This window comes from Rugamonas rubra (genome assembly GCF_900114705.1).
Lineage (GTDB): Bacteria > Pseudomonadota > Gammaproteobacteria > Burkholderiales > Burkholderiaceae_D > Rugamonas > Rugamonas rubra.
Genome location: NZ_FOTW01000012.1, coordinates 58,066 through 78,125, shown reverse-complemented (window position 1 = coordinate 78,125; position 20,060 = coordinate 58,066). Strand labels below are relative to the sequence as shown.

Below are 20,060 nucleotides of genomic sequence, written 5' to 3'. Positions count from 1 at the left end.
AGTACAGTGTGACGCCGCGCCGCGCACTTTTTTTTGCGTTCGCGGCAATGTTAAGATAAACAAAATTATCTATCACATTGTCCGGCGCGCCCGCCCACACGGCCTCGCCGGCCTCGACCGGGGACGCGCATGATCGAGTTTCAAGGCTTGTCCAAGACCTACGGCGCCTTCGCCGCCGTCAAACCGCTCTCGCTGCGGGTGCGGCGCGGCGAGGTGTTCGGCTTCCTCGGCCCCAACGGCGCCGGCAAGACCACCACCATCCGCATGATGATGGGCATCCTGGTGCCCAGTGCCGGCCAGGTGCGCATCGCCGGCCTCGACTGCCACGCCGACGCCGCCGCCGTCAAAAGCCAGGTCGGCTACCTGCCCGACACGCCGATCTTCTACGACTACCTGCGCGGCCGCGAGATCCTCCAGTTCGTCGCCGAGATGCACGGCTACCCGCGCGCCGAGGCCGAACGGCGGGCCGCCCGCCTGCTGGGCGAGTTCGGCCTCGACGAGGCCGGCGAGGAGTTCGCCGTCAACTACTCGATGGGCATGAAGAAAAAGCTCGGCCTGGCCTGCGCCTTGATCCACGATCCGGCCGTGTTGATCCTCGACGAGCCGATCAACGGCCTCGACCCGCGCGCCGCGCGCGACGTGCAGGAGCGCCTGCTCGCCTGCGCCGCCGCCGGCTGCACCATCTTCGTCTCCACCCACCTGCTCGACATGGCCGAGAAGCTGTGCGACCGCGTCGGCATCATCCACCACGGCGAGCTGATCGCCACCGGCACGCTCGACGAGCTGCGCGGCGACGCCTCGGCCGCCGCCTCGCTGGAGGAAGTCTTCCTCAAAATCACCGAGGAGAACCGCGAGCCGGCGCCATGACCGCGCCGCCGTCGAGCGGCCGCGCCATGTGGCTGCTGGCGCGGCTGCGCCTGCGCCGCCTGCTCAACCAGGCGGCGGGCGCCTTCGCCGGCAAGGCCAAGGCGGCGGCGCCGGGCGCACGCAAGGCCACGCCCACCAAGCGGCGCGGCCAATGGCTGCTGACCGCGATCGTCGCCCTGGTGATGTCGTTCAGCTTCCTGCAGATGGCGCGCACCACCGTCGTCACGCTGCACTGCAAACTCGACGCGGCCAGCGCCTGCCAGCTGCGCGGCGCCCAGTTCGACATGGCCGCCGCCGAGCGCGCGGTGACGCAAGCGCCGCTCAGCCCGGCCATGACGCGGGCGCTGACGATGAATCTGAGCCTGCTGTTCATGGTCAGCATCTTGCTGCCGCTGGGCAGCCGCGAGCTGGCCCAGCCGGACTGGGACTTGGAGTGGCTGGTCACGCTGCCGCTGCGCCGCGGCCCGCTGCTGTGGGGCCGCGTGCTGGAACGCAGCTTGACCAACCCGGCCGGCATCCTGGCGCTGTGGCCGGCGCTGGGCATGCTGGCCTGGTTCGCCGGCTACCGCTGGAGCGCGCCGCTGCTCAGCTTGGCGGCCACCGCGCTGCTGCTGTCGCTGGCGGCGCTGCTGCGCACCATCGCCGACACCGGCCTGCGCATGGCGCTGCCGGCCGCCCAACTGCGCAACCTGCAGGCGCTGTGCGGCCTGGCCGGCCTGCCGTTCATGTATCTGGCGATGTCGTTCAGCATGCCACTGGCCAGCGGCTTCACGCTGGACTGGGCGCGCGCCTTCCCCGCCTGGCCCGGCTGGACGCCGCCCGGCCTGGCGCTGCGCGCGCTGGCCGCGCCGACGCCGGCCTTGGCGGCGCAGGGCTGGGCGCTGCTGCTGGCGGCCACCGCCGCGCTGCTGTGGGCCGGCGTGGCGCTGCTGCGCTGGCAGTTGCGCGACGGCGTGGTGGCGGCCGGCTCGCGCGAGCGGGCGCGCCCGCGCGCCGCCGCGCGAGCGCGCGTGGCCGTGCCGGCCGAGGCGGCAACCCGGCCGGCGGCCAATTCGGCGGCCGGCTCGGGAGCCCACACGGCGGCCGATTCCATGGCCGGGCGCGCGGCCAGCCCGCCGCGCGGTGGCGGCCTGCTCGGCGCGTTGCGGCGCATGTTGGCGTCGCCGGTCAAGCGGCGCGAGCTGCGCCTGCTCAGCCGCGACACCGCCTTCCTGACGCAAAGCCTGCTGCTGCCGGTGGCGATCGTCGGCAGCCAGCTGGTCTTCAACGGCGGCCTCGACAGCATCCCCGAACTCGGCAAGCACCCCACGCTGCTGGCCGCCATGGCCTTCGGCATCGGCGCCTACGTGTTGATGCTGTCGGCCTTCCAGACGCTGAACAACGAGGGCCAGGTACTGTGGCTGCTGTACACCTTTCCGCGCCGGATCGACAGCGTGTTGATGGAGAAAGCCCAGCTGTGGGGCGCGCTGGCCCTGGTGTATCCGCTGGCGCTGTTCGGCCTCGGCGCCTGGCTGGCACCGACGCTGGACTGGCAGTTGCTGGTGCTGCTGGCCATCGTCGTCGCCGGCGTGCCGATCTACTCGCTGATCGCCGTCTCGCTCGGCGTGTTCGCCTGCGACCCGCAGGCCACCGAGATGCGCCACCGCGTGCGCCCCACCTACGTTTATCTATACATGCTGCTGACCAGCTTCTACCTCTATGCCATCTACACCGAGCTGTGGGCGCAGAAGCTGGTGGTCATCGTGCTGAGCGGCGCGCTGGCGCTGGCGCTGTGGCAGAAGGCGCGCGACGAGCTGCCCTACCTGCTCGACCCGGCCGCCGCGCCGCCGGCCCGCGTCGCCGCCGCCGACGGCCTGATCGCCGCCACCCTGTTCTTCGTGCTGCAGGGCGTGGCCAGCTACGTGCTGGCCGACGACATCCGCCACGTCGACCTGGCGACGCTGGTGCAGGCCTTCGCCATCGCCGGCGCGGCGGTGTACCTGCTGACGCGGCTGGTCTACTGGCGCGCCAAAACCGCCGGCCAACCGCCGCTGCTGCGCGGCGCGCGGCCGGCCGCAGTGCTGGCCTGGGGTGTCGGCCTGGGCCTGCTGGCGGCCGTCGCGGGGCTGGGCTATTTGTACTGGCTGCTGAACGACCCGCTGCCGGCGGTGGCGCAGACGGTCCGGCAGATGGCCCAGCAAACGGCGCAGCAGCGCGGCTGGATGCTGCTGCTCGGCGTGCTGGCCGCGCCGCTATGCGAGGAGTTCATCTTCCGTGGCCTGATCTTCGGCGGCCTGCGCCGCTCGATGGCGCCGCTGCCGGCGGCCCTGGTCAGCGCGGCGGTGTTCGCCATCGTCCACCCGCCGCTGTCGATGCTGCCGGTGTTCCTGCTCGGCCTGTGCACCGCGCTGGCCTACCAGCGCGCCAAGGTGCTGCTGGCGCCGATGCTGGTGCACGCGATCTACAACGCGCTGGTGCTCGGCTACCAGTTCTGGCGCTGACGGCGGGCCGGCGCGCCGGCTCAGGCCAGCAGGGCCGCGCTCATCGAGCGGGCCTCGTCGGCCGACTCGACCAGCACGCGGTCGAGCACCTCGTTGTCGTTGACGAAGTGCTCGAGCGCCGCGTTGCGGCGCGCCTCGCCGGCCGGCACATACATCGGCGAGGGCACCGGCGCCAAGCGCTTGGCGATCAACAGGGTGTCGCGCAGGCCGCTCGGCGGCGGCGTCAGCACGGCGCCGGGCAGCGTGACGATGGCCTGGGCGACCGCCTCGGGGATCGCCATCTTGCGCATCATCTCGCGGCTGATGATCTCTTGCGCCGGCCCCAGCCACTCCTCGGGATGCTCGAGCAGGCCGGGCATGTCGTCGGCGCGCGACAGCAGGTAGAAGCCGCCCGCCTCGTGGACGATGCCGGCGAACAGCGCGGTGTCGGCGTCGACGCCGGTGATCTTGCGCGCCACCACGTGGGCCAGCGCTGCCACGTGGGCGGTGTGCTGCCACAACCGCTCGGCCTTGTGGCGCAGCGCGGCGTCGTGGATGCGGCTGCCGAACTGGCGCACCACCATCGCGGCGGCCATGGTGTACAGGTTGCGGTAGCCGACCCGCATGACGGCGCCGCGCACGCTGGTGACGGTCTCGCCGCTGCGCTTGAACACCGCCGCGTTCGACAAGGCCACCGTGCGCGCCGCCAGCAGCGGCTCGCCCAGCACCTTGCGGATCACATCCTCGCTGTGGCAGTCCGGATCGCTCAGCGCCAGTTGCAGGCGCAGCGCGGCGTTGACGCTGGTGGGGAACACCAGCTCGCCACGGGCGGCCTGCGAGACGATGAGCGAGAGGTCCTTAAGTTTTTCCATTGCAACATTATACCGGTGCCGGTGGGCGCGCGCCCGAGCGTTGACGCCAAACAGGCGGCGGTGCTGCCAAATCGGCAAGATTGGTGTACGATCTTTCCGGTCGGAACCAACTCGCCATCCGCTAGCCACCATGCACCCAGCCCGAAAAACCATCGCCGTCCTGGCCGTCACGCAAATCCTCTCGTGGGGCTCGCTGTACTACGCCATCGCCGTACTGGCGCCGCAGATCCGCCTGGAGACCGGCTGGCGCGCCGAGGCGGTGCTCGGCGCCTTCTCGCTCAGCCTGCTGGTGTCCGGCCTCGTCGCCACCCCGGTCGGCGTGCTGCTCGACCGCCACGGCGGCCGCCTGGTGATGGGCGCCGGCTCGCTGGTGTCGGGCGCCGGCATGCTGCTGCTCAGCCGCAGCCACAGCCTGCCGCTCTACTTCGCCGCCTGGGCGGTGCTCGGGCTGGCGATGGCGCTGACCATGTACGAGGCGGCCTTCGCCACCATCAACCGCGAGTTCGGCGCGCGGGGCCGCCAGGCCATCTCCACGCTGACCCTGTTCGGCGGCTTCGCCAGCACCGTGTTCTGGCCGTTGACCCAGCAACTCGACCAGCTGCTCGGCTGGCGCGACACCTACGCCCTGTACGGCGCGCTGCAGATCGCCGTCTGCCTGCCGCTGCACCTGCTGCTGGCCGGCCGCCCCCCGGCCGCGCCGGCCGCCGGCCCCACCACGGCGGCCACGGTGACCACGGCGGCCGAGCGCAGCCACACGCTGCACGAGGCGCTGCGCCATCCGGCGTTTTGGAAACTGGCGCTGGCCTTCGCCGCCAACAGCTTCATCTTCTCGGCCATGTCGGTGCAGCTGATTCCCATGTTCGTCCAGTTCGGCCACGCCCCGGCGCTGGCGGTGGCGCTGGCCGCGCTGGTCGGCCCGATGCAGGTGGCCGGCCGCGTCGGCGAGATGACGCTGGGCCGCCACGCGCTGCCGCAGACCATCGGCAAGTTCACCTTCGCCGCGCTGCCGGCGGCGCTGCTGGTGCTGCTGTTGTTCGGCGCCCGCCAGTGGGCGCTGGCCTTGTATTGCACCCTGTATGGACTGAGCAACGGCATCCTGACCATCGTCAAGGGCACCCTGCCGGCGGCGCTGTTCGGCCGCGAGAACTACGGCGCCATCGCCGGCGCGCTGGCCGGGCCGGCGCTGGTGGCGCGCGCCGCCGGGCCGTTGGCGGTGGCCGCCATCATCGCGCGCGCGCCGGCGCCGGCCGTGCTGTTGACGGTGCTGCTGGGCTTTGCGCTGGTGTCGCTGGCCAGCTACCTGGCCGCGACGCGGCAGCGCGTGGCGCTGGCCGAAGCCGTCTGAGGAAAATCGGCGAGGAAAACAAAAACGGCGCCACCGGGAAGGTGGCGCCGCAGCGGCGTGGCAAGACAAGGCCGGTACCAGGCCTTGCCGCGCCGGCTAACTCGGATTACAGGTGCGGCACGATCAGCGGCAGCAGATCGTCGAAGGTGCGGCCGCTGGCGTTCTCGCCGATCGCGTGCATCTTCCATTCGCCGTTGTGGCGGTATACCTTGGCCATGATCTGCGCCGTGTGGCTGCCCTGCACCGACAGGTTGAAGCGCGCCACTTCCTTGCCGTTGGCCGCGTCGAGCAGGCGGCAATAGGCGTTCTCCACCTGGGAGAAGTTCTGCCCGGTGAAGCTGTTGACGGTGAACACCAGGCTGCGCGCGGCGGCCGGCACCGCGTTCAGATCGACATTGATCTGTTCGTCGTCGCCGTCGCCGGCGCCGGTGCGGTTGTCGCCGGTGTGGACCACGCTGCCGTCGCGGCTCTTCAACTGGCGGAACCAGATCACGTCGAGCGGACGGTTGGACTCGTCGAACATCACGCACGAGGCGTCCAGGTCGACCGCCTCGGACTTCGAACCGAAGCCGAGGAAGCCCTTGGTCTTGATAGCGTCCCAACCCAGGCCCATGGTGACCTTGCCGAGGGCGCCGCCGCTTTCCTTCTCCAGCGAGATTTTCTGGCCTTTTTGCAGATTGACTGACATGTGAAACTCCTTGTGTATTCGGTGGGCGCGCCGGCCGGGGCCGGCGCTTGCTACTGATTGATTGTGTTGTTGCCGCCTTGCCGCGCTACGACGCGCGGCGCTGGGTCCAGCTCAGGAAGGCGTTGCGGTTGCGCGAGCAGACCAGCACCTTGCCCGTGCCCGAGAAGCGCAGCACCATGCCCTCGCCGCTGGTCTGGCTGTTGACCAGGTTGCCGAGGAAGCCGCCGCCCGAGCCGCCGGTGGTGACCGAGATCTCGTAGTGCAGCGAGCTGTCCCAGCAGACCACGTGCGAGTTGTCGATCACCACGTCCTTGCCCGGCACGACCTCCAGTTGCGACATCGAACCGAAGCCCGACACCGCCACCTGGCCGCTGCCGGCCGTCTCGGTGATGAAGAAGCCGCCGCTCTGCGCGAACAGGGCGTTGCCCAGGCTCTGGGTGCGCACCTTCAGCTCGACGCCGGAGCTGGCGGCGACGAAGGCGCCGTCGCTCAGCATGTACTGGCGCGCGCCGACGTCGATCACCTGCACCGCGCCGGGCAGGGTGGGCGACAGCAGGCAATCGCCCTCGCCGCGCACCGCCTCGATATGCTGCTGGAAGAACGACTCGCCGTTGGCGAAGCGGCGCATCAACGCGCTGGCGATGCCGCCGGTGACCTTGCCCTTCAAGTCGAGGGTCGCCTCCATCATGACCATCGCGTCCGACTCGCAGTAGATCTTTTCGCCCTGTTTCAGCGATACGTGCAGGAAGGGATCGACGTCCCCGGTTACGGAAAATGTAGGCATGTGCTCTCCTTGCTGGTGCCCGCCAACGGGCGGTATGACTGTGGCGCCGGGGCAGGACCCGCCCTCCCCGGCCTATCCTGAAAAACCGAACTTACATGCTCACGCCGAACGAGGCGGCCAGCGGACCGAGGCCGCCCTTGAAGCCCTGGCCGACGGCCTTGAACTTCCAATCGGCGCCGTTGCGGTAGACTTCGCCGAACACCAGGGCCGACTCCACCGAACCGTCTTCCGACAGGTCGTAGCGGGCCAGTTCGACGTTGCCGTTGCTGTTCACGCAGCGCACGGAAGCCTTTTGCACCATGCCGAAGTTCTGCTTGCGCGCTTCGCCGTCGTGGATGGTGACGCAGATGGCGATGCGCTCGACGTCGGCCGGCACGGTGCTCAGGTCGATGGTGATGGTTTCGTCGTCGCCGTCGCCGGCGCCGGTGCGGTTGTCGCCGGAGTGGCCGACCGCGCCCTCGACCGACTTCAGGTTGTTGTAGAAGATGAAGTCGGCGTCGCCGCGCACCTTGCCGTCGGCCTTCAGCAGGAAGGCCGAGCCGTCGATGTCGAAGGGCGCGCCGTCGGTGGCGCGGGCATCCCAACCCAGACCGACCGTCATTTTCGACAGGCCCGGGGCTTCTTTACTCAGGTTGACGTTGCCGCCTTTTTGCAGACTGATTGCCATGATGTGTTACTCCTATGTGATTGAGATGAACACCAGGCGCGGCTTGTGGCCATTGCGCCTTGCTACCACCGCGACGGGCCGGTGTCCTGAACCCGCCGCGTATTCCACTACCTTGTTTCCTATGCCGCCGCAGCCAGCGCTTCGTGCTTGCGGCGGTGGCGGATCGACGACCACAGCGAGGCGACGATGAAGGCCACACCAATCAGGCCGGTGAACAGTTCCGGCACGTGGAACTTCATACTGGCCAACATGATCAGCGCCAGAATACCGATGGCGTAGTGCGCGCCGTGCTCCAGGTAGACGAACTCGTCGAGCGTGCCCTTCTTCACCAGGAACACCGTCATCGAACGGACGAACATCGCGCCGATGGCCAGGCCCAGCATGATGATGACGACGTCCTTGGTGATGGCGAAGGCGCCGATCACACCGTCGAAGCTGAACGAGGCGTCCAACACTTCCAGGTAGAGGAAGCCGCCGATACCACCGCGTTTGACCAGGTCGCCGACATTGCTGCCTTCGCTCTCTTCCTTCTCCAGCAGGCTGCTCACCACATCGACACCGACGTAGGTCAGCACACCCCACAGACCGGAGGTCAGCACCACCAGCTTTTGCGCGTCCTCGACCATGGTCAGCGTGGCCAGCAGCGTACCGATGGCGATCATCACCGCGATCGACGAGACCTTGCCCAACGCGCCCAACTTCTCCTCCAGATGGCCCAACCAGTGCAGTTCCTTCTCGTCGTCGAGCAGGAAGTTGAGGAACACCAGCAGCAGGAAGATGCCACCGAATGCCGCCACTTCAGCGTGGTGGTTGGTCAGGTGCGTGGAGTAGGCGTTGGGATCGTTCAGCGCCAGGTTCCACACCTCCACCAGTCCCAGATCGGCGGCCTGCGCCACGATCACCAGCGGGAACAGCAGCCGCATGCCGAACACCGCGATGATGATGCCGACGCCGAGGAACAGCCCTTGCCAGAACTTGTCCCAGGTCTTCAAGACGGAGGCGTTGACCACCGCGTTGTCGAACGACAGCGAGACTTCCATCACGCTCAGAATCGCGGCGATGCCGATGGCCGACAAGGCGCCCGGCCAACCCGTATGTTCGTAGCCCCACCAGCCAGCACCTGCAAGGCAGATGAAGGTGACGAGGAATGACACCCTGAAGTGTTTCATTGGTCTTTCCTTTTATGTTTGAATTCGATGTCAAGCAGTGTAGACAAGAACCTTCTTTTTAAAAATAGAAGATAATTGAAGCATTACTTCGGAAAAGCAGAAGATGAAAACAACCGGATTGAACTATCGCCACCTGCATTTTTTCTGGATGGTGGCCAAGGAGGGCAGCGTCACGCGCGCCGCCGAGCGGCTCGGCCTGGCCGTGCAGACGGTCAGCATGCAGCTGGCCCAGCTCGACCAGGAGGTCGGCAAGTCGCTGCTCGAGCCGCAGGGCCGGCGCCTGGTGCCGACCGAGGCGGGCCGCGTCGCGCTGGCCTATTGCGACCAGATCTTCCTGCTCGGCGACCAGCTGCAGGACGCCCTCGACGGCACCGACACTGGCAAGATGCGGCTCACCGTCGGCATCTCCGACTCGCTGCCCAAGCTGATCGCCTTCCGCCTGCTGCAGGCGACCCAGCAGTTGGGCCAGCAGGTCAAGCTGGTCTGCCTGGAGGACGAGTTCGAATCGCTGCTGGCCGACCTGGCCTTGAACAAGCTGGACGTGGTGCTGACCGACCGCGCCGTGCGCGGCGGCGGCGGCCTGCGCGTGTTCAGCCACTTGCTCGGTGAAAGCGACATGAAGCTGTTCGGCGTGCAGCGGCTGGCGCGCAGGTACCGCAAGAACTTCCCGGCCAGCCTGGACGGCGCGCCGCTACTGCTGCCGACCCGCAACAACGCGCTGCGCGGCCGCATCGACGCCTGGTTCGTCCAGCACGGCGTGCGGCCCGACGTGGTCGGCGAGTTCGAGGACAACGCCATGCTCAACACCTTCGGCCGCAACGGCATGGGCCTGTTCTTCGCCTCGGCGGCGCTGCGCCGCGACATCGAGGAGCAGTTCAACGTCGAGCTGGTGGGCGACGCGCCCGAGCTGCGCGAGCACTTCTACGCCATCTCCAACGAGCGCAAGATCCGCCACCCGGCGGTCGAGGCGATCCTGTCGGCGGTGCACGGCGGCCCCTTCGCCGGCGACTAGGCCGGCCGAGCCGGGCCGCAGGGGTCGCAAGCAGCTTGCAATCGCCGCCGTACAACACTGTGTAAATATGTCGCGCGCCGGTATATAAGTCAATTTCCCAAATGTATATAATTGACGCTCACCCGCACGCACGGCCCGACACCTTCCTCCCGCCCTGACTGGAACGTTAATGGAAGTCAAAAGTTCGATTCTGACGTTGGCGCCCGGCGTGTATATCCTGCGCCATCCCAAAGGCGGCCTGGCGCCCCTCAGCGTGTCGCGCGCGCCGGCCGGCGGTGGCGCCGCCGAGGGGACCATCCAACAAATCTCCAGCGAACGCAGCGGCGGCAGCATCCTGCGCGACGGCAGCGACTGTATCGTCATGCAAGTATGCGGCGCCCCGGTCACGCTGCTGGTGGCGGCCTTCCTGGCGCACGCCGACGACACCGTGCCGGCCCTGCGGGTCGACCAGGTCGGTCTCGACCCCGCTCCGGCCGCCGGCGGCGGCGCGCCCATCGTCATCGGCGGCCGCGGCATTTCCATCATCGGCCATATCGAACGCACCGGCGACGTCGTCGCCGGCCAGGGGCAGCTGCTGGGCGAGGCCGATTCCGGCCTGCGGCTCGAAGGCTTCCAGGTGATGTGGCCGGACCGGCCGGAAGGCGTCGACCTGGCCTACCGCATCGCCGTCGAGGGCGGCGAGTCGACGCCGATCGTCAAGACCGGCAAGTTCTGCGGCACCAAGGGCGAGGCGCGCCGCATCACCGAGCTCAGTTTCGTGCTGGTCGGTCCGGCCGTGGCGGACTGGCGGCTGGAAGGGACGGCCTGCTTCTCCGGCGGCTACGCGCTGCCGGTGCAATCGGGCCAGGCGCTCAGCGGGCCCTCCGGGCTGGAGCACCTGACCGCGCTCGGCCTGAACGTGGTGGCGGCGCGGGCCGGCGAGCCGGCCGACAATCCATGGCAGGAGTCGGCGCGCACCAAGGTGTTCCGCGCCGAGCCGGCGGCGCCGGCGGCCAAGCCGGCTGCGGCGCCGAAGAACAAGCCAAGCCGCGCCGCCGACAAGGGCGTGGCGCACAACGGACCGGCGCGGCGCGCGCCACGCACCCCTACCTGAGGCGGGCCTGCCTTCGCCGGCGGCGTGCTATTCGATGTTCAGCGATGCAAGGAGCACATCATGTATGAAGAGAACCCCGGTACCGTCACTTCTGCGTTGACCAACAGCTCGGCCGTCGTCTTCAGCGCCGCCACCATCTCGCGGATCCTCGAGCTGACCACCGCCGACAACAGCACGGTGCGCATCGACACGGTCACGCCCAACGCCAGCGGCGTGGTGACGGTGGCGTCCGGCGCCGAGGTGGTGCTGGTGGGTTCCTCCGACACGGCGCAAACCACGCTGGTGGTGCCCAACAACGCCCCGGTCCTGGTGTTCCAGGGCAAGGGCGGCGTCAACGTCGTGCTCGACAACGGCAGCGTCGCGCCGCAGGCGCCGCCGGGCGTGACCGAGCGGGTGGTGGTCGGCTCCGCCGGCAACGACAAGATCGTCGTGGCCGACGCCAAGAACACCCAGGTCACGCTGGGCAGCGGCAACAGCACGGTGGTCACCGGCAGCGGCGACGACACCGTCGAGGCCGGCCTGGGCAACAGCACCATCACCGGCGGCAGCGGCCACAGCATCGTCAAGCTGGCCGGCAAGGCCACCGACTACGTGGTGACGGTGCAGGACGGCCACGCCGTGGTCACGCACGCCGGCGGCGGCAAGACCACCGACATCAGCAACATCCAGTACGTCCAGCTCGACAACAACAAGGCCCTGGTGTTCGCCAACGACAGCAAGGAGGCCGCCGTCAGCACGCTGTACGCGGCGGCGTTCGGCCGCGACGGCGACGCCCACGGCCTGCAGTACTACTTCGACGGCGCCAAGGCCGGCTACTCGCTGACGCAGATCGCCGAATCCTTCCTCCAGTCGGCCGAGTACAAGGCCCGGCCGGAGCAGAGCGACACGGACTTCATCAGCGACCTCTACCTGCACACCTTCGCCCGCGCCGCCGAGGCCGGCGGCCTGGCGTATTGGACCGCCGCGCTGGCCAGCGGCGCCTCGCGCGCCGAGGTGATCGCCAACTTCGTCAGCGTGGCCGGGCAGAACCTCGACGGCGCCATCCACACCGAGGCGACCGTGGTGGGGCAGGTGACCATCGTCCACAACATCGTCTAGCCGTGCTTGACTCCGGCGCGGCCGCCGACCGCCGCTGGCCGGCGTGCTGCGCGCCGCGGCGGCGCGACGACGCGCTGCTGGCGGAGGCCACCCTGGCCTTCGAGCGGGGCGCCCACGCCGACGCCCTGCTGGCCGCCGAGGCGGCCTGCCGCCGCCACCGCGCCGACCCCGTCCCCGCCCTGCTGCGCGCCGCCGTCCTGCAGGCCGCCGGCTCGCCGCTGGCCGACGAGGCGTGGTACCGCGCCTGGTGCCGCGCGCCCGAGGACGCGCGCCTGCAGGACGCGCTGATGCAGGCCTGGCTGGCGCGCGGCGCCGGCGCCAAGGTGGCCGAGCTGGGCCCGGCGCTGCTGCCGGCGCGCTGCCGCGACGGCAGCCACGCCCCGCTGTTGCGGCGAATGCGCGCCGCCGGGGCCGACCCGGCCGGCGCCTGCTGGAAGGTCGGCGGCGCCATCGAGGGCATGCTGTTCGCGCCGGCCGGCGCGGTACGCCTGCTGCTCGACGACAGCCGCAGCGGGGCGCGCTACGAGGTCCGGCTGGCGCAAGGCGGCCGCTTCCGCCTGGCGCCGCCCCGCGCCGACGGCGTCTGGAGCCTGGCGCTGGCCGGCGCGCGGGGCCGGCGCGCGCTGGCCGGCGCGCCGCTGTCGTTCACCGAACAGCTGCCGCGCGCGCTGCCGCCGGGAGCTCCCCCGGCCGCCGCCGGCCCGGCGCCGTTGACGGTGCTGATCCCGGTCTACCGCGGGCTGGCGGCGACGCAGGCCTGCGTCGCCAGCGTGCTGGCCAGCCTGGCGCACAACCGCGCCCGCGCCGGCGTGCTGGTGGTCGACGACTGCAGCCCGGAGCCGGCCCTGTCCGCGTGGCTTGAACAACTGGCGGGACAGGGCCGCATCGCCCTGTTGCGCAACCGCGCCAACCTCGGCTTCATCGAGAGCGTCAACCGTGGCCTGCGCCAGCGCCCGCTCGACGACGCGCTGCTGCTCAACGCCGACACCCTGGTCCAGGGCGACTGGCTGGACCGGCTGCAGGCTTCGCTCTACAGCGGCGCCGACGTGGCCAGCGTCTCGCCCTGGTCGAACAACGGCGAGATCAGCAGCTTTCCCGCCATCGGCGCGGCGGCGCCGATGCCGGACGCCGGGCAGCTGCGCCGGCTCGACGAGGCCGCCGCCGGACTGCACCGCAGCGGCGCCCTCGGCGACGTCGAGGTGCCGGCCTGCTGCGGCTTCGCCATGCTGATGCGGCGCGGCGCCATCGAGCGGATCGGCGTGCTGGACGGCGCCGCCCTGCACCGCGGCTATGGCGAGGAGCTCGACTGGTGCCAGCGCGCGCGCGCCGCCGGCTACCGCCACCTGGCCGCCACCGGGGTGTTCGTGGCGCACGCCGGCGGCCTGTCCTTCGGTCTGGAGAAGCCGCTGCGGGTGCGCCAGAACCGGGCCGTGGTGGCGGCGCGCCACCCGCATTGCTATGCCGAGTACCAGCGCTTCCTGCGCGACGACCCGCTGGCCGCCGCGCGCGGCGCGCTGGCCCTGGCGCTGCGGCGGAACGGCGCCGCGCCGGCGGCGCCGGCCGCGCCGGGCGACGAATCGTCCGCCGCCCCGGCGGCGGCCGCCCCGGCGGCCGGCGCCCTGCGCATCGCCGTCTGGCAGCACCGCGCCGGCGGCACGGCGGCGCGCAAGATCCTCGCCCTGGCGCGCCTGCTCGCCGCGCGCGGCGGCGCGGCGCCGGCGCCGCGCCTGTTGGTTTTTGGCGAGGCCAGCGAGGCCTTGTGGCATACCGGCGTGGTCGACGTGCTGCCGCGCGACACGCGGCGCGAGGCGGCGCTGCTGGACGACAGCGCCCTGCTGCGCCTGGCCGGCTGCGCCGTGCTGCTCAATCCGGGCCACGAGGCGGCGCCGGCCGGCATCCGCCAGGTGCCGGTCGACGACGATTTCGACCCGGCCGGCTGGCTGGCCGCCTGGCTGGCCGGCCAGCCGCGCCAGCGCGCGCCCGCGCCCACGCCGCGCGCCGAGCCGGCCACGGCGCCATGACGCGCCTACCGCCGCCGCTGGCCGCCACGCCGCCGCAAGCGCCGCGGGCGCCGCGCCGGCGCGCGCGCTGGCAGGGCCGCCTGGAGGGCGAACGCGCCGGCCTGCTGTACGGCTGGGCGATCGACACCGCGCAGCCGCAGGCCAGGGTGGTGCTGGAGCTCTGCCTGGACGGCGAGGCGGTCGCCTGCGTGATCGCCGACGTCGCGCGGGCCGACCTGGCGGCGCGCTTCGAGGCCGCGCTCGGCGCCGGCGCCGACCCCTGCCACGGCTTCGTGGCCGACTTGGGCGACACGCCGTCGTGGCGCGGCGGCGCCTGCGGCGTCTGGTCGGCGCGCATCGCCAACACCGACGTCGCCTTGAAGGGCCGGCTGGAGATGGATGTCGACGTCGACGCCGCCGCCATGCCGGCCGGCGGCGCCGTCTACAGCGACGGCGCGCTGCGCCTGCATGGCTGGTGCGCCGCCGCGCCCGAGCGGCGCGAGCCGCCGGGGCAAGGCGCGGTGCGCGCCTTCGTCGGTTCCCGGCTGGTGGCCGAAACCCTCGCCGGCCGCCGGCCGGCCGGCGCCGGCGCCACGCACGCGGCGGCGCCGCAGGGCTTCGAGCTCGACCTGCCGCTCGCCCTCGCCGACGGCCAGCCGCACAGCGTGCGCGTGGTCGACCAGCACGGCGCCGCCCTGGGCGGCAGCCCGCTCACGGTGTGCTGCTTCGCGGCGGGCGGCAAGACCCTGCTCGACAGCGGCCACAACCCGCTGCTGGAGCGGCTGATCGACGCCTACGAACGCCACCTGCCGCGCAGCCTCGGGCTGGACGGCTACCGGCAATGGTCGGCGCTGTTCGAGGCGCAGGACGCGGCGGCCGCCGAGCCGCCGGCGCGGCAGCAGGGCGGCGCGGCCCTGCGGGTCGCGCTGATCGTCAGCGGCGGCGACGCCGCCGCCGTGGCGCGCAGCGGCGCCAGCGCCGCGGCGCAAAGCTGGCCGGCGCGCGACTTGTTCGCCGGGGCGCCGTTCGCGCAGTCGCTGGCGGCCGCGCTGGCCTCGTCCTGCGACGTGCTGGCCTGCCTGCGCGGCGGCGACACGCTGGCGCCGCAGGCGCTGGCGCTGGCCCTGGAGGGCTTCGCGCTGGCCGGCGCCGAACTGGTCTACACCGACAGCGAATGCGACGGCCGGCCCTGGTTCAAGCCGGCCTGGAATCCGCCCTACGCGCTGGCCAGCGACTTCCCGCTGGAACTGATGCTGGTGCGCGTCGCGCTGCTGCGCGCGCTGTGCGCCGGCCCGGCCGACCTGCCCGCCAGCGCCGCCGCCCTGTCGTGGCGGGCGCTGGCGGCGCTGTGGCCGCGTGGCGCGGCGGCCATCGTCCACGTGCCGCGCGTGCTGTACGCCTTCCACCGGCCGCTCGACGCCGCCGAGCGGCTGGAGCGGCGCGCCGCCGCCGCCGAGGCGCTGGCCGGGCTGGCGCCGGACGCCGAGCTGGCGGCGCTGGCGGCGCCGCCGGAGCAGGCCGCGCCGGAGGACGGCGCCGACGCCCGCCGCGTGCTGTACCGGCTGCCGCCGGCGGCGCGCGAGCAGGGCGTCACGCTGGTCATTCCGACCCGCGACCGGCTCGACCTGCTGCGGCGCTGCATCGACAGCATCGAGCGGCACACCGACTGGGCGCGGCTGGAGATCATGGTGGTCGACAACGGCTCGACCCAGGCCGCCACCCGGCGCTACCTGGCGGCGCTGCGGCGGCGCGGCGTGAGCGTGCTGGAGCGCCCCGGGCCGTTCAATTTCGCCGCGCTCAACAACGACGCCGTGGCCGCCGCGCGCGGCGGCCTGGTCTGCCTGCTCAACAACGACGTCGAGGCGCTGCACGCCGGCTGGCTGGACGAGATGGTGGCCCAGCTGTGGCAGCCCGGGGTTGGCGCCGTCGGCGCCAAGCTGCTATGGCCGAACGGCATGGTGCAGCACGGCGGCGTGCTGCTCGGCATGGGCAATCTCGCCGGCCACTTCGGCAACCGCCTGGCCGACGCCGACTGGGGCGACCACGGCCGCAACCAGCTGGTGCAGCAGCTCAGCGCCGTCACCGCCGCCTGCCTGCTGATGCGGCGCGCCGACTACCTGGCGCTGGGCGGCATGGACGCGCGGGCCTTCCCGGTCGCCTTCAACGATGTCGACCTGTGCCTGCGGCTGCGCCGCGCCGGCATGGCCGTCGTCTGGACGCCGCACGCGCGCCTGCTGCACGCCGAGTCGGCCAGCCGGGGCCGCGAGGACACGCCCTGCAAGCAGCACCGGGCGCAGCGCGAAATCGCCCTGCTGCGCCAACGCTGGGGCGCGCTGCTGCTGAGCGATCCGGCCTACCACCCCAGCCTCAACCTCGACGCCCACTGCCAGGCCTTCGGCGGCCTGGCGCTGCCGCCCCGGCCGCGCCGGCCGCGCGGCGGCGCGCTCGCGCCGGCCACCGAGGCCGACACATGAACCGGATCGACGCGCCAAGCGCGCCGGCGGCGGAAAACGCGCCGGACACGCCGCGCCGACTGCTGCATGTCGGCTGCGGCAGCCGCAATCCGCAGCGCCTGCCGGCCTGCTTCCGCGGCCCGCAGTGGCACGAGATCCGCCTCGACATCGACCGCCGGGTGGCCCCCGACATCGTCGGCAGCATCGTCGATCTCGGCATGATCGAGGCGGCCAGCATCGACGCCATCTGGTGCTCGCACAACCTGGAGCACCTGGAGGGCTTCCAGGTGCCGCTGGCGCTGGCCGAGTTCCGCCGCGTGCTGCGCGACGACGGCTACGCCCTGATCACCCTGCCGGACCTGCGCGCCATCGCCCTGCAGATACTCGACGAGCGCCTGGCGCAGCCGCTGTACCAGTCCGCCGCCGGCCCCATCGCGCCGCTCGACATCCTGTTCGGCCACCAGGCCGCGCTGGCCGCCGGCAACGGCCACATGGCGCACCGCACCGGCTTCACCGCCAACACGCTGGGCCAGAGCCTGCTGGCCGCCGGCTTCCACGAGGTGCGCGTGCACGAGGGCCGGCGCTGGGACCTGTGGGCGGTGGCCAGCATGCCGGCCACCGACGGCGCGGTGTTCGAGCAGCTGGCCATGGTCGCGCAATAGCGCCATGAACATCCTGTTCATCCACCAGAACTTCCCCGGCCAGTTCCTGCACCTGTCGGCCCATCTGGCCGGCCGCAAGCGCCATCGCGTGGTGGCGCTGGCGCTGCAAGGGCAGGCGGCGCCGGCCGGCGTCGAGCTGCGCCGCTACGGCCTGCTGCGCGCCGCCGCCCCCGCCGGCCACCCGCTGCTGCACGAGCAGGAGGCCCACGTCCTGCGCGCCGAGGCCTGCGCCGCCGCCGCGCTGCAGCTCAAGCGCGACGGCTTCACGCCCGACCTGGTCGTCGCCCATCCGGGCTGGGGCGAGGCGCTGTTCATCAAGGACGTGTTCCCGCGGGCCCGGCTGGTGCTGTATTGCGAGTACTACTACGCGCTGGAGGGCCAGGACGTCGGCTTCGATCCGCAGCAACCGCCGCTGACCTTCCAGCAGCGCTGCCGGCTGCGCCTGAAGAACAGCACCAATCTGCTGAGCATGGAGCTGGCCGACGCGGCGCTGTCGCCGACCCACTGGCAGCGCAACACCTATCCGGCCTGGGCCCGCGACAAGATCAGCGTCATCCACGACGGCATCGACGCCGCCCGCCTGCGCTTCGATCCGGCGGCGCGGCTGGAGCTCGACACGGCGGCCGGCCGGGTCCGGCTGCGGCCGGGCGACGAGGTGCTCAGCTACGTGGCGCGCAACCTGGAGCCGGCGCGCGGCTACCCGGTCTTCATGCGCGCCCTGGCGGAACTGCTGCGGCGCCGGCCGCGGGCGCGCGCCGTGCTGCTCGGCGGCGACGAGGCCGGCTACGGCCAGGCGGCGCCCGACGGGCGCAGCTGGAAGCAGCACATGCTGGCCGAACTGGAGGGCAGTCTCGACCTGAGCCGCGTCCACTTCCTCGGCCAGGTGTCCTACCAACACTACCTGCGCTTGCTCAGCATCAGCCGCGTGCACGCCTATTGGACCACGCCGTTCGTGCTGTCCTGGTCCTTCCTCGAGGCGGCCATCAGCGGCCTGCCGGTGGTGGCGTCCGACACGCCGCCGGTGCGCGAGTTCGCCGACCGGCTCGGCGTGGCGACGCTGCCCTACCACGCCCAGGACCGCTTCGCCGAGGCGCTGGCCGAGCGGCTGGCCGGCGCCGCGCCGCGCCGCGCCGACGTCGCCGCGCCGCCCGAGCTCGACCTGGCGCGCTGCCTGCGGGCGCAGAGCAAACTGCTGGCGCGGCTCTAACGCGGCGGCGCCGGCGCCGCCGCGAAGAATCCGGCGGCGCCGGCGTAGCTGTCCGGCACGCCGATGTCGATGAAGCGCCTGGCGCCGTGCAGCGCGTGGACCCGGCCGGCCGCCACCAGCGCCGGCATGATCTGCGTCTCCAGCGACAGCGGCGGCGCCGCGCCGGCCCACGGCGCCAGCGCGGCCGGCTCGACCAGGTAGACGCCGGCGTTGATCACGCCCGGCCGCGCCAGGCCGCTCTTCTCGACAAAGGCCAGCACCCGCTGCCGCGCCACCCGCACCGTGCCGTAGCGGGCGGCGTCGTCGACCTCGGCCAGCGCCAGCGTCAGCCCGCTCGACGCGCGCCGGTGCAGCGCCCGCAGCGCGGCCAGGTCGACGTCGACGAAGGAGTCGCCGTTCAGCAGCAGGAAGGGGGCGCCCGGCGCCGTCTCGCGCATGGCCAGCAGCAGCGCGCCGCCGGTGCCCAGCGCCTCGCGCTCGCGGCTGTAGCGCAGCGGCAGGCCGCGGTAGGCCGCGCCGTAGTGGCGCTCCACCGCCTCGGCCAGGTGGCCGGTGGCCAGCACCACGCGGCCCACCGCGCCGCTGGCGCGCAGCTGCTCGAGCACATAGTCGAGGAAGGGCCGCCCCAGCACCGGCGCCAGCGGCTTGGGCAGCTGCGGCAGCAGCCCGGCCAGGCGCGTGCCCCGGCCGCCGCACAGGACCACGGCGTCGAGCGCGCCGTCAGACATTGCTGTAGGCGTTGTTGCGCACCATCTGGTAGCCCTTGACCAGCTCCTCGATGCCGGCGTCGAGCGGGTAGGCGGTGCAAAAGCCGGTGCCCTCCAGCTTGGCGTTCGAGACGATGTAGTTGCGCTGGTCCGGGTCGCGGCCGACGCCGGCCTCGAGGAAGACGAAGTCGGGCACATGGCGCTGGATGATCTCGCACAGCTCGCGCTTGGAGACGTTGGCGTCGGCCAGGCCGACGTTGTAGATCTGGCCGCGCATCCGCGCGTGCTCGGCGATGCCGTGCAGGAAGACCCGGGCGACATCGCGCACATGCAGGTAGTTGCGCTTGAAATGGCTTTCGAACAGCACCACGAAGCGGTCGTTGACGGCGCGGTAGGCGAAGTCGTTGACCAGCAGGTCGCAGCGCATGCGCGGCGCCATGCCGAACACCGTCGCCAGGCGGAAGCTGATGGCGTTCGGGTGCTCCATCAGGTGCCGCTCGACCGCCACCTTGTCGATGGCGTACTGGGAGATCGGCCGCAGCGGCGACTCCTCGTCGCAGTAGTGGTCCTGGTCGCCGCTGCCGTAGGCGCTGTTGGTGGTCGGCATCAGGATGTGCTGCTGGCGGCCGAGCAGGCCCAGCATCATCTTGATGGCGTCGTGGTTGACGCTGCTCGCGCCCACCGGGTCCTGGGCGCACAGCGGCGCGCCGACCAGCGCCGCCAGCGGGATCACGATGTCGGCCCGGGCCAGCAGCGGCTTGAGCACGGCGCTGTTGCGGATGTCGCCGCGCACCACGTTGAAGCGCGGCTCGATGCAGCACTGCGCCAGCGTGTTCTGCCGGTACATGAAGTTGTCGAGCACGGTCACCTGGTGGCCGGCCTCCAACAAGGCCGGCACCATGATGGAACCGAGATAGCCGGCGCCGCCGGTGACCAGAATATGCTGCCCCATGTCGTTCCCCCTAAGATCGCTGCGA

General features: G+C 71.6%; 17 protein-coding genes. 10 read left to right on the top strand and 7 right to left on the bottom strand.

From position 1 onward, the window contains the following. The first annotated feature begins 129 nt into the window (after positions 1 to 129). Together BM252_RS13635 and BM252_RS13630 are read left to right on the top strand one after the other, a co-directional pair. A complete protein-coding gene (locus BM252_RS13635) occupies positions 130 to 867 on the top strand; it encodes an ABC transporter ATP-binding protein (RefSeq protein ID WP_093388209.1) in 738 nt (245 codons plus the stop codon). Then, positions 864 to 3,347 (top strand): type II CAAX endopeptidase family protein, encoded by a 2,484-nt coding sequence (locus BM252_RS13630; protein ID WP_093388207.1) that lies wholly within the window; start codon positions 864 to 866, stop codon positions 3,345 to 3,347. Before BM252_RS13635 ends, BM252_RS13630 begins: the two co-directional genes overlap by 4 nt. Before the next feature lie 20 nt (positions 3,348 to 3,367). On the opposite strand, the gene BM252_RS13625 is transcribed toward BM252_RS13630, so the two are convergent. Beyond that, positions 3,368 to 4,198, bottom strand: coding sequence for an HDOD domain-containing protein (locus tag BM252_RS13625; RefSeq protein WP_093388206.1), 831 nt, complete (start codon positions 4,196 to 4,198; stop codon positions 3,368 to 3,370). A gap of 130 nt (positions 4,199 to 4,328) precedes the next feature. Here BM252_RS13625 and BM252_RS13620 point away from each other — a divergent pair, with 130 nt between their 5' ends. Next, a complete protein-coding gene (locus tag BM252_RS13620) occupies positions 4,329 to 5,543 on the top strand; it encodes an MFS transporter (RefSeq protein ID WP_093388204.1) in 1,215 nt (404 codons plus the stop codon). 106 nt (positions 5,544 to 5,649) lie between these two features. On the opposite strand, the gene BM252_RS13615 is transcribed toward BM252_RS13620, so the two are convergent. The 4 genes from BM252_RS13615 to BM252_RS13600 form a co-directional block, all read right to left on the bottom strand. Next, positions 5,650 to 6,231 carry a TerD family protein gene (locus BM252_RS13615; RefSeq protein WP_093388203.1) on the bottom strand — a complete coding sequence of 194 codons (582 nt, stop codon included), beginning with the start codon at positions 6,229 to 6,231 and terminating at the stop codon, positions 5,650 to 5,652. 85 nt (positions 6,232 to 6,316) lie between these two features. Further along, complete coding sequence (locus BM252_RS13610; RefSeq protein WP_093388201.1) at positions 6,317 to 7,015, bottom strand: TIGR00266 family protein; 699 nt, start codon at positions 7,013 to 7,015, stop codon at positions 6,317 to 6,319. A 91-nt stretch (positions 7,016 to 7,106) separates the two neighbouring features. After that, the gene (locus BM252_RS13605) at positions 7,107 to 7,682 is read right to left on the bottom strand and encodes a TerD family protein (protein WP_093388200.1); all 576 of its coding nucleotides are present in this window, start codon (positions 7,680 to 7,682) and stop codon (positions 7,107 to 7,109) included. A gap of 119 nt (positions 7,683 to 7,801) precedes the next feature. Next, entirely contained in the window at positions 7,802 to 8,851 is a 1,050-nt protein-coding gene (locus BM252_RS13600; protein ID WP_093388198.1) for a DUF475 domain-containing protein, read from the bottom strand. Between the two features lie 103 nt (positions 8,852 to 8,954). On the opposite strand from BM252_RS13600, the gene nhaR reads away from it, so the two are divergent. The 7 genes from nhaR (at position 8,955) to BM252_RS13565 (ending at position 18,376) form a co-directional block, all read left to right on the top strand. Then, positions 8,955 to 9,863, top strand: a complete 909-nt coding sequence (gene nhaR, locus BM252_RS13595; protein WP_093388197.1) for a transcriptional activator NhaR — start codon at positions 8,955 to 8,957, stop codon at positions 9,861 to 9,863. Between the two features lie 169 nt (positions 9,864 to 10,032). Beyond that, positions 10,033 to 10,956, top strand: coding sequence for a hypothetical protein (locus BM252_RS13590; protein WP_093388196.1), 924 nt, complete (start codon positions 10,033 to 10,035; stop codon positions 10,954 to 10,956). A gap of 60 nt (positions 10,957 to 11,016) precedes the next feature. Then, positions 11,017 to 12,054 carry a DUF4214 domain-containing protein gene (locus BM252_RS13585; protein WP_093388194.1) on the top strand — a complete coding sequence of 346 codons (1,038 nt, stop codon included), beginning with the start codon at positions 11,017 to 11,019 and terminating at the stop codon, positions 12,052 to 12,054. Between the two features lie 2 nt (positions 12,055 to 12,056). Beyond that, positions 12,057 to 14,075, top strand: coding sequence for a glycosyltransferase family 2 protein (locus BM252_RS13580; protein ID WP_093388193.1), 2,019 nt, complete (start codon positions 12,057 to 12,059; stop codon positions 14,073 to 14,075). Continuing rightward, entirely contained in the window at positions 14,072 to 16,528 is a 2,457-nt protein-coding gene (locus BM252_RS13575; protein ID WP_093388191.1) for a glycosyltransferase family 2 protein, read from the top strand. The genes BM252_RS13580 and BM252_RS13575 overlap by 4 nt, the downstream gene beginning before the upstream one ends. Continuing rightward, entirely contained in the window at positions 16,525 to 17,169 is a 645-nt protein-coding gene (locus BM252_RS13570) for a class I SAM-dependent methyltransferase (RefSeq protein WP_093388190.1), read from the top strand. Before BM252_RS13575 ends, BM252_RS13570 begins: the two co-directional genes overlap by 4 nt. 4 nt (positions 17,170 to 17,173) lie before the next feature. Beyond that, the gene (locus BM252_RS13565; protein WP_093388188.1) at positions 17,174 to 18,376 is read left to right on the top strand and encodes a glycosyltransferase; all 1,203 of its coding nucleotides are present in this window, start codon (positions 17,174 to 17,176) and stop codon (positions 18,374 to 18,376) included. On the opposite strand, the gene BM252_RS13560 is transcribed toward BM252_RS13565, so the two are convergent. Beyond that, positions 18,373 to 19,104, bottom strand: coding sequence for a sugar phosphate nucleotidyltransferase (locus BM252_RS13560; RefSeq protein ID WP_093388187.1), 732 nt, complete (start codon positions 19,102 to 19,104; stop codon positions 18,373 to 18,375). The genes BM252_RS13565 and BM252_RS13560 overlap by 4 nt on opposite strands. Continuing rightward, positions 19,097 to 20,035, bottom strand: a complete 939-nt coding sequence (locus BM252_RS13555) for an NAD-dependent epimerase/dehydratase family protein (RefSeq protein ID WP_093388185.1) — start codon at positions 20,033 to 20,035, stop codon at positions 19,097 to 19,099. The genes BM252_RS13560 and BM252_RS13555 overlap by 8 nt, the downstream gene beginning before the upstream one ends. Positions 20,036 to 20,060: the final 25 nt, after the last annotated feature.

Excerpts from the sequence above, each read along its gene's own strand:
- BM252_RS13635 (WP_093388209.1), top strand. The coding sequence starts at position 130 with ATGATCGAGTTTCAAGGCTTGTCCAAGACCTACGGCGCCTTCGCCGCC.
- BM252_RS13630 (WP_093388207.1), top strand. The coding sequence starts at position 864 with ATGACCGCGCCGCCGTCGAGCGGCCGCGCCATGTGGCTGCTGGCGCGG.
- BM252_RS13625 (WP_093388206.1), bottom strand. The coding sequence starts at position 4,198 with ATGGAAAAACTTAAGGACCTCTCGCTCATCGTCTCGCAGGCCGCCCGT.
- BM252_RS13620 (WP_093388204.1), top strand. The coding sequence starts at position 4,329 with ATGCACCCAGCCCGAAAAACCATCGCCGTCCTGGCCGTCACGCAAATC.
- BM252_RS13615 (WP_093388203.1), bottom strand. The coding sequence starts at position 6,231 with ATGTCAGTCAATCTGCAAAAAGGCCAGAAAATCTCGCTGGAGAAGGAA.
- BM252_RS13610 (WP_093388201.1), bottom strand. The coding sequence starts at position 7,015 with ATGCCTACATTTTCCGTAACCGGGGACGTCGATCCCTTCCTGCACGTA.
- BM252_RS13605 (WP_093388200.1), bottom strand. The coding sequence starts at position 7,682 with ATGGCAATCAGTCTGCAAAAAGGCGGCAACGTCAACCTGAGTAAAGAA.
- BM252_RS13600 (WP_093388198.1), bottom strand. The coding sequence starts at position 8,851 with ATGAAACACTTCAGGGTGTCATTCCTCGTCACCTTCATCTGCCTTGCA.
- nhaR (WP_093388197.1), top strand. The coding sequence starts at position 8,955 with ATGAAAACAACCGGATTGAACTATCGCCACCTGCATTTTTTCTGGATG.
- BM252_RS13590 (WP_093388196.1), top strand. The coding sequence starts at position 10,033 with ATGGAAGTCAAAAGTTCGATTCTGACGTTGGCGCCCGGCGTGTATATC.
- BM252_RS13585 (WP_093388194.1), top strand. The coding sequence starts at position 11,017 with ATGTATGAAGAGAACCCCGGTACCGTCACTTCTGCGTTGACCAACAGC.
- BM252_RS13575 (WP_093388191.1), top strand. The coding sequence starts at position 14,072 with ATGACGCGCCTACCGCCGCCGCTGGCCGCCACGCCGCCGCAAGCGCCG.
- BM252_RS13570 (WP_093388190.1), top strand. The coding sequence starts at position 16,525 with ATGAACCGGATCGACGCGCCAAGCGCGCCGGCGGCGGAAAACGCGCCG.
- BM252_RS13565 (WP_093388188.1), top strand. The coding sequence starts at position 17,174 with ATGAACATCCTGTTCATCCACCAGAACTTCCCCGGCCAGTTCCTGCAC.
- BM252_RS13560 (WP_093388187.1), bottom strand. The coding sequence starts at position 19,104 with ATGTCTGACGGCGCGCTCGACGCCGTGGTCCTGTGCGGCGGCCGGGGC.
- BM252_RS13555 (WP_093388185.1), bottom strand. The coding sequence starts at position 20,035 with ATGGGGCAGCATATTCTGGTCACCGGCGGCGCCGGCTATCTCGGTTCC.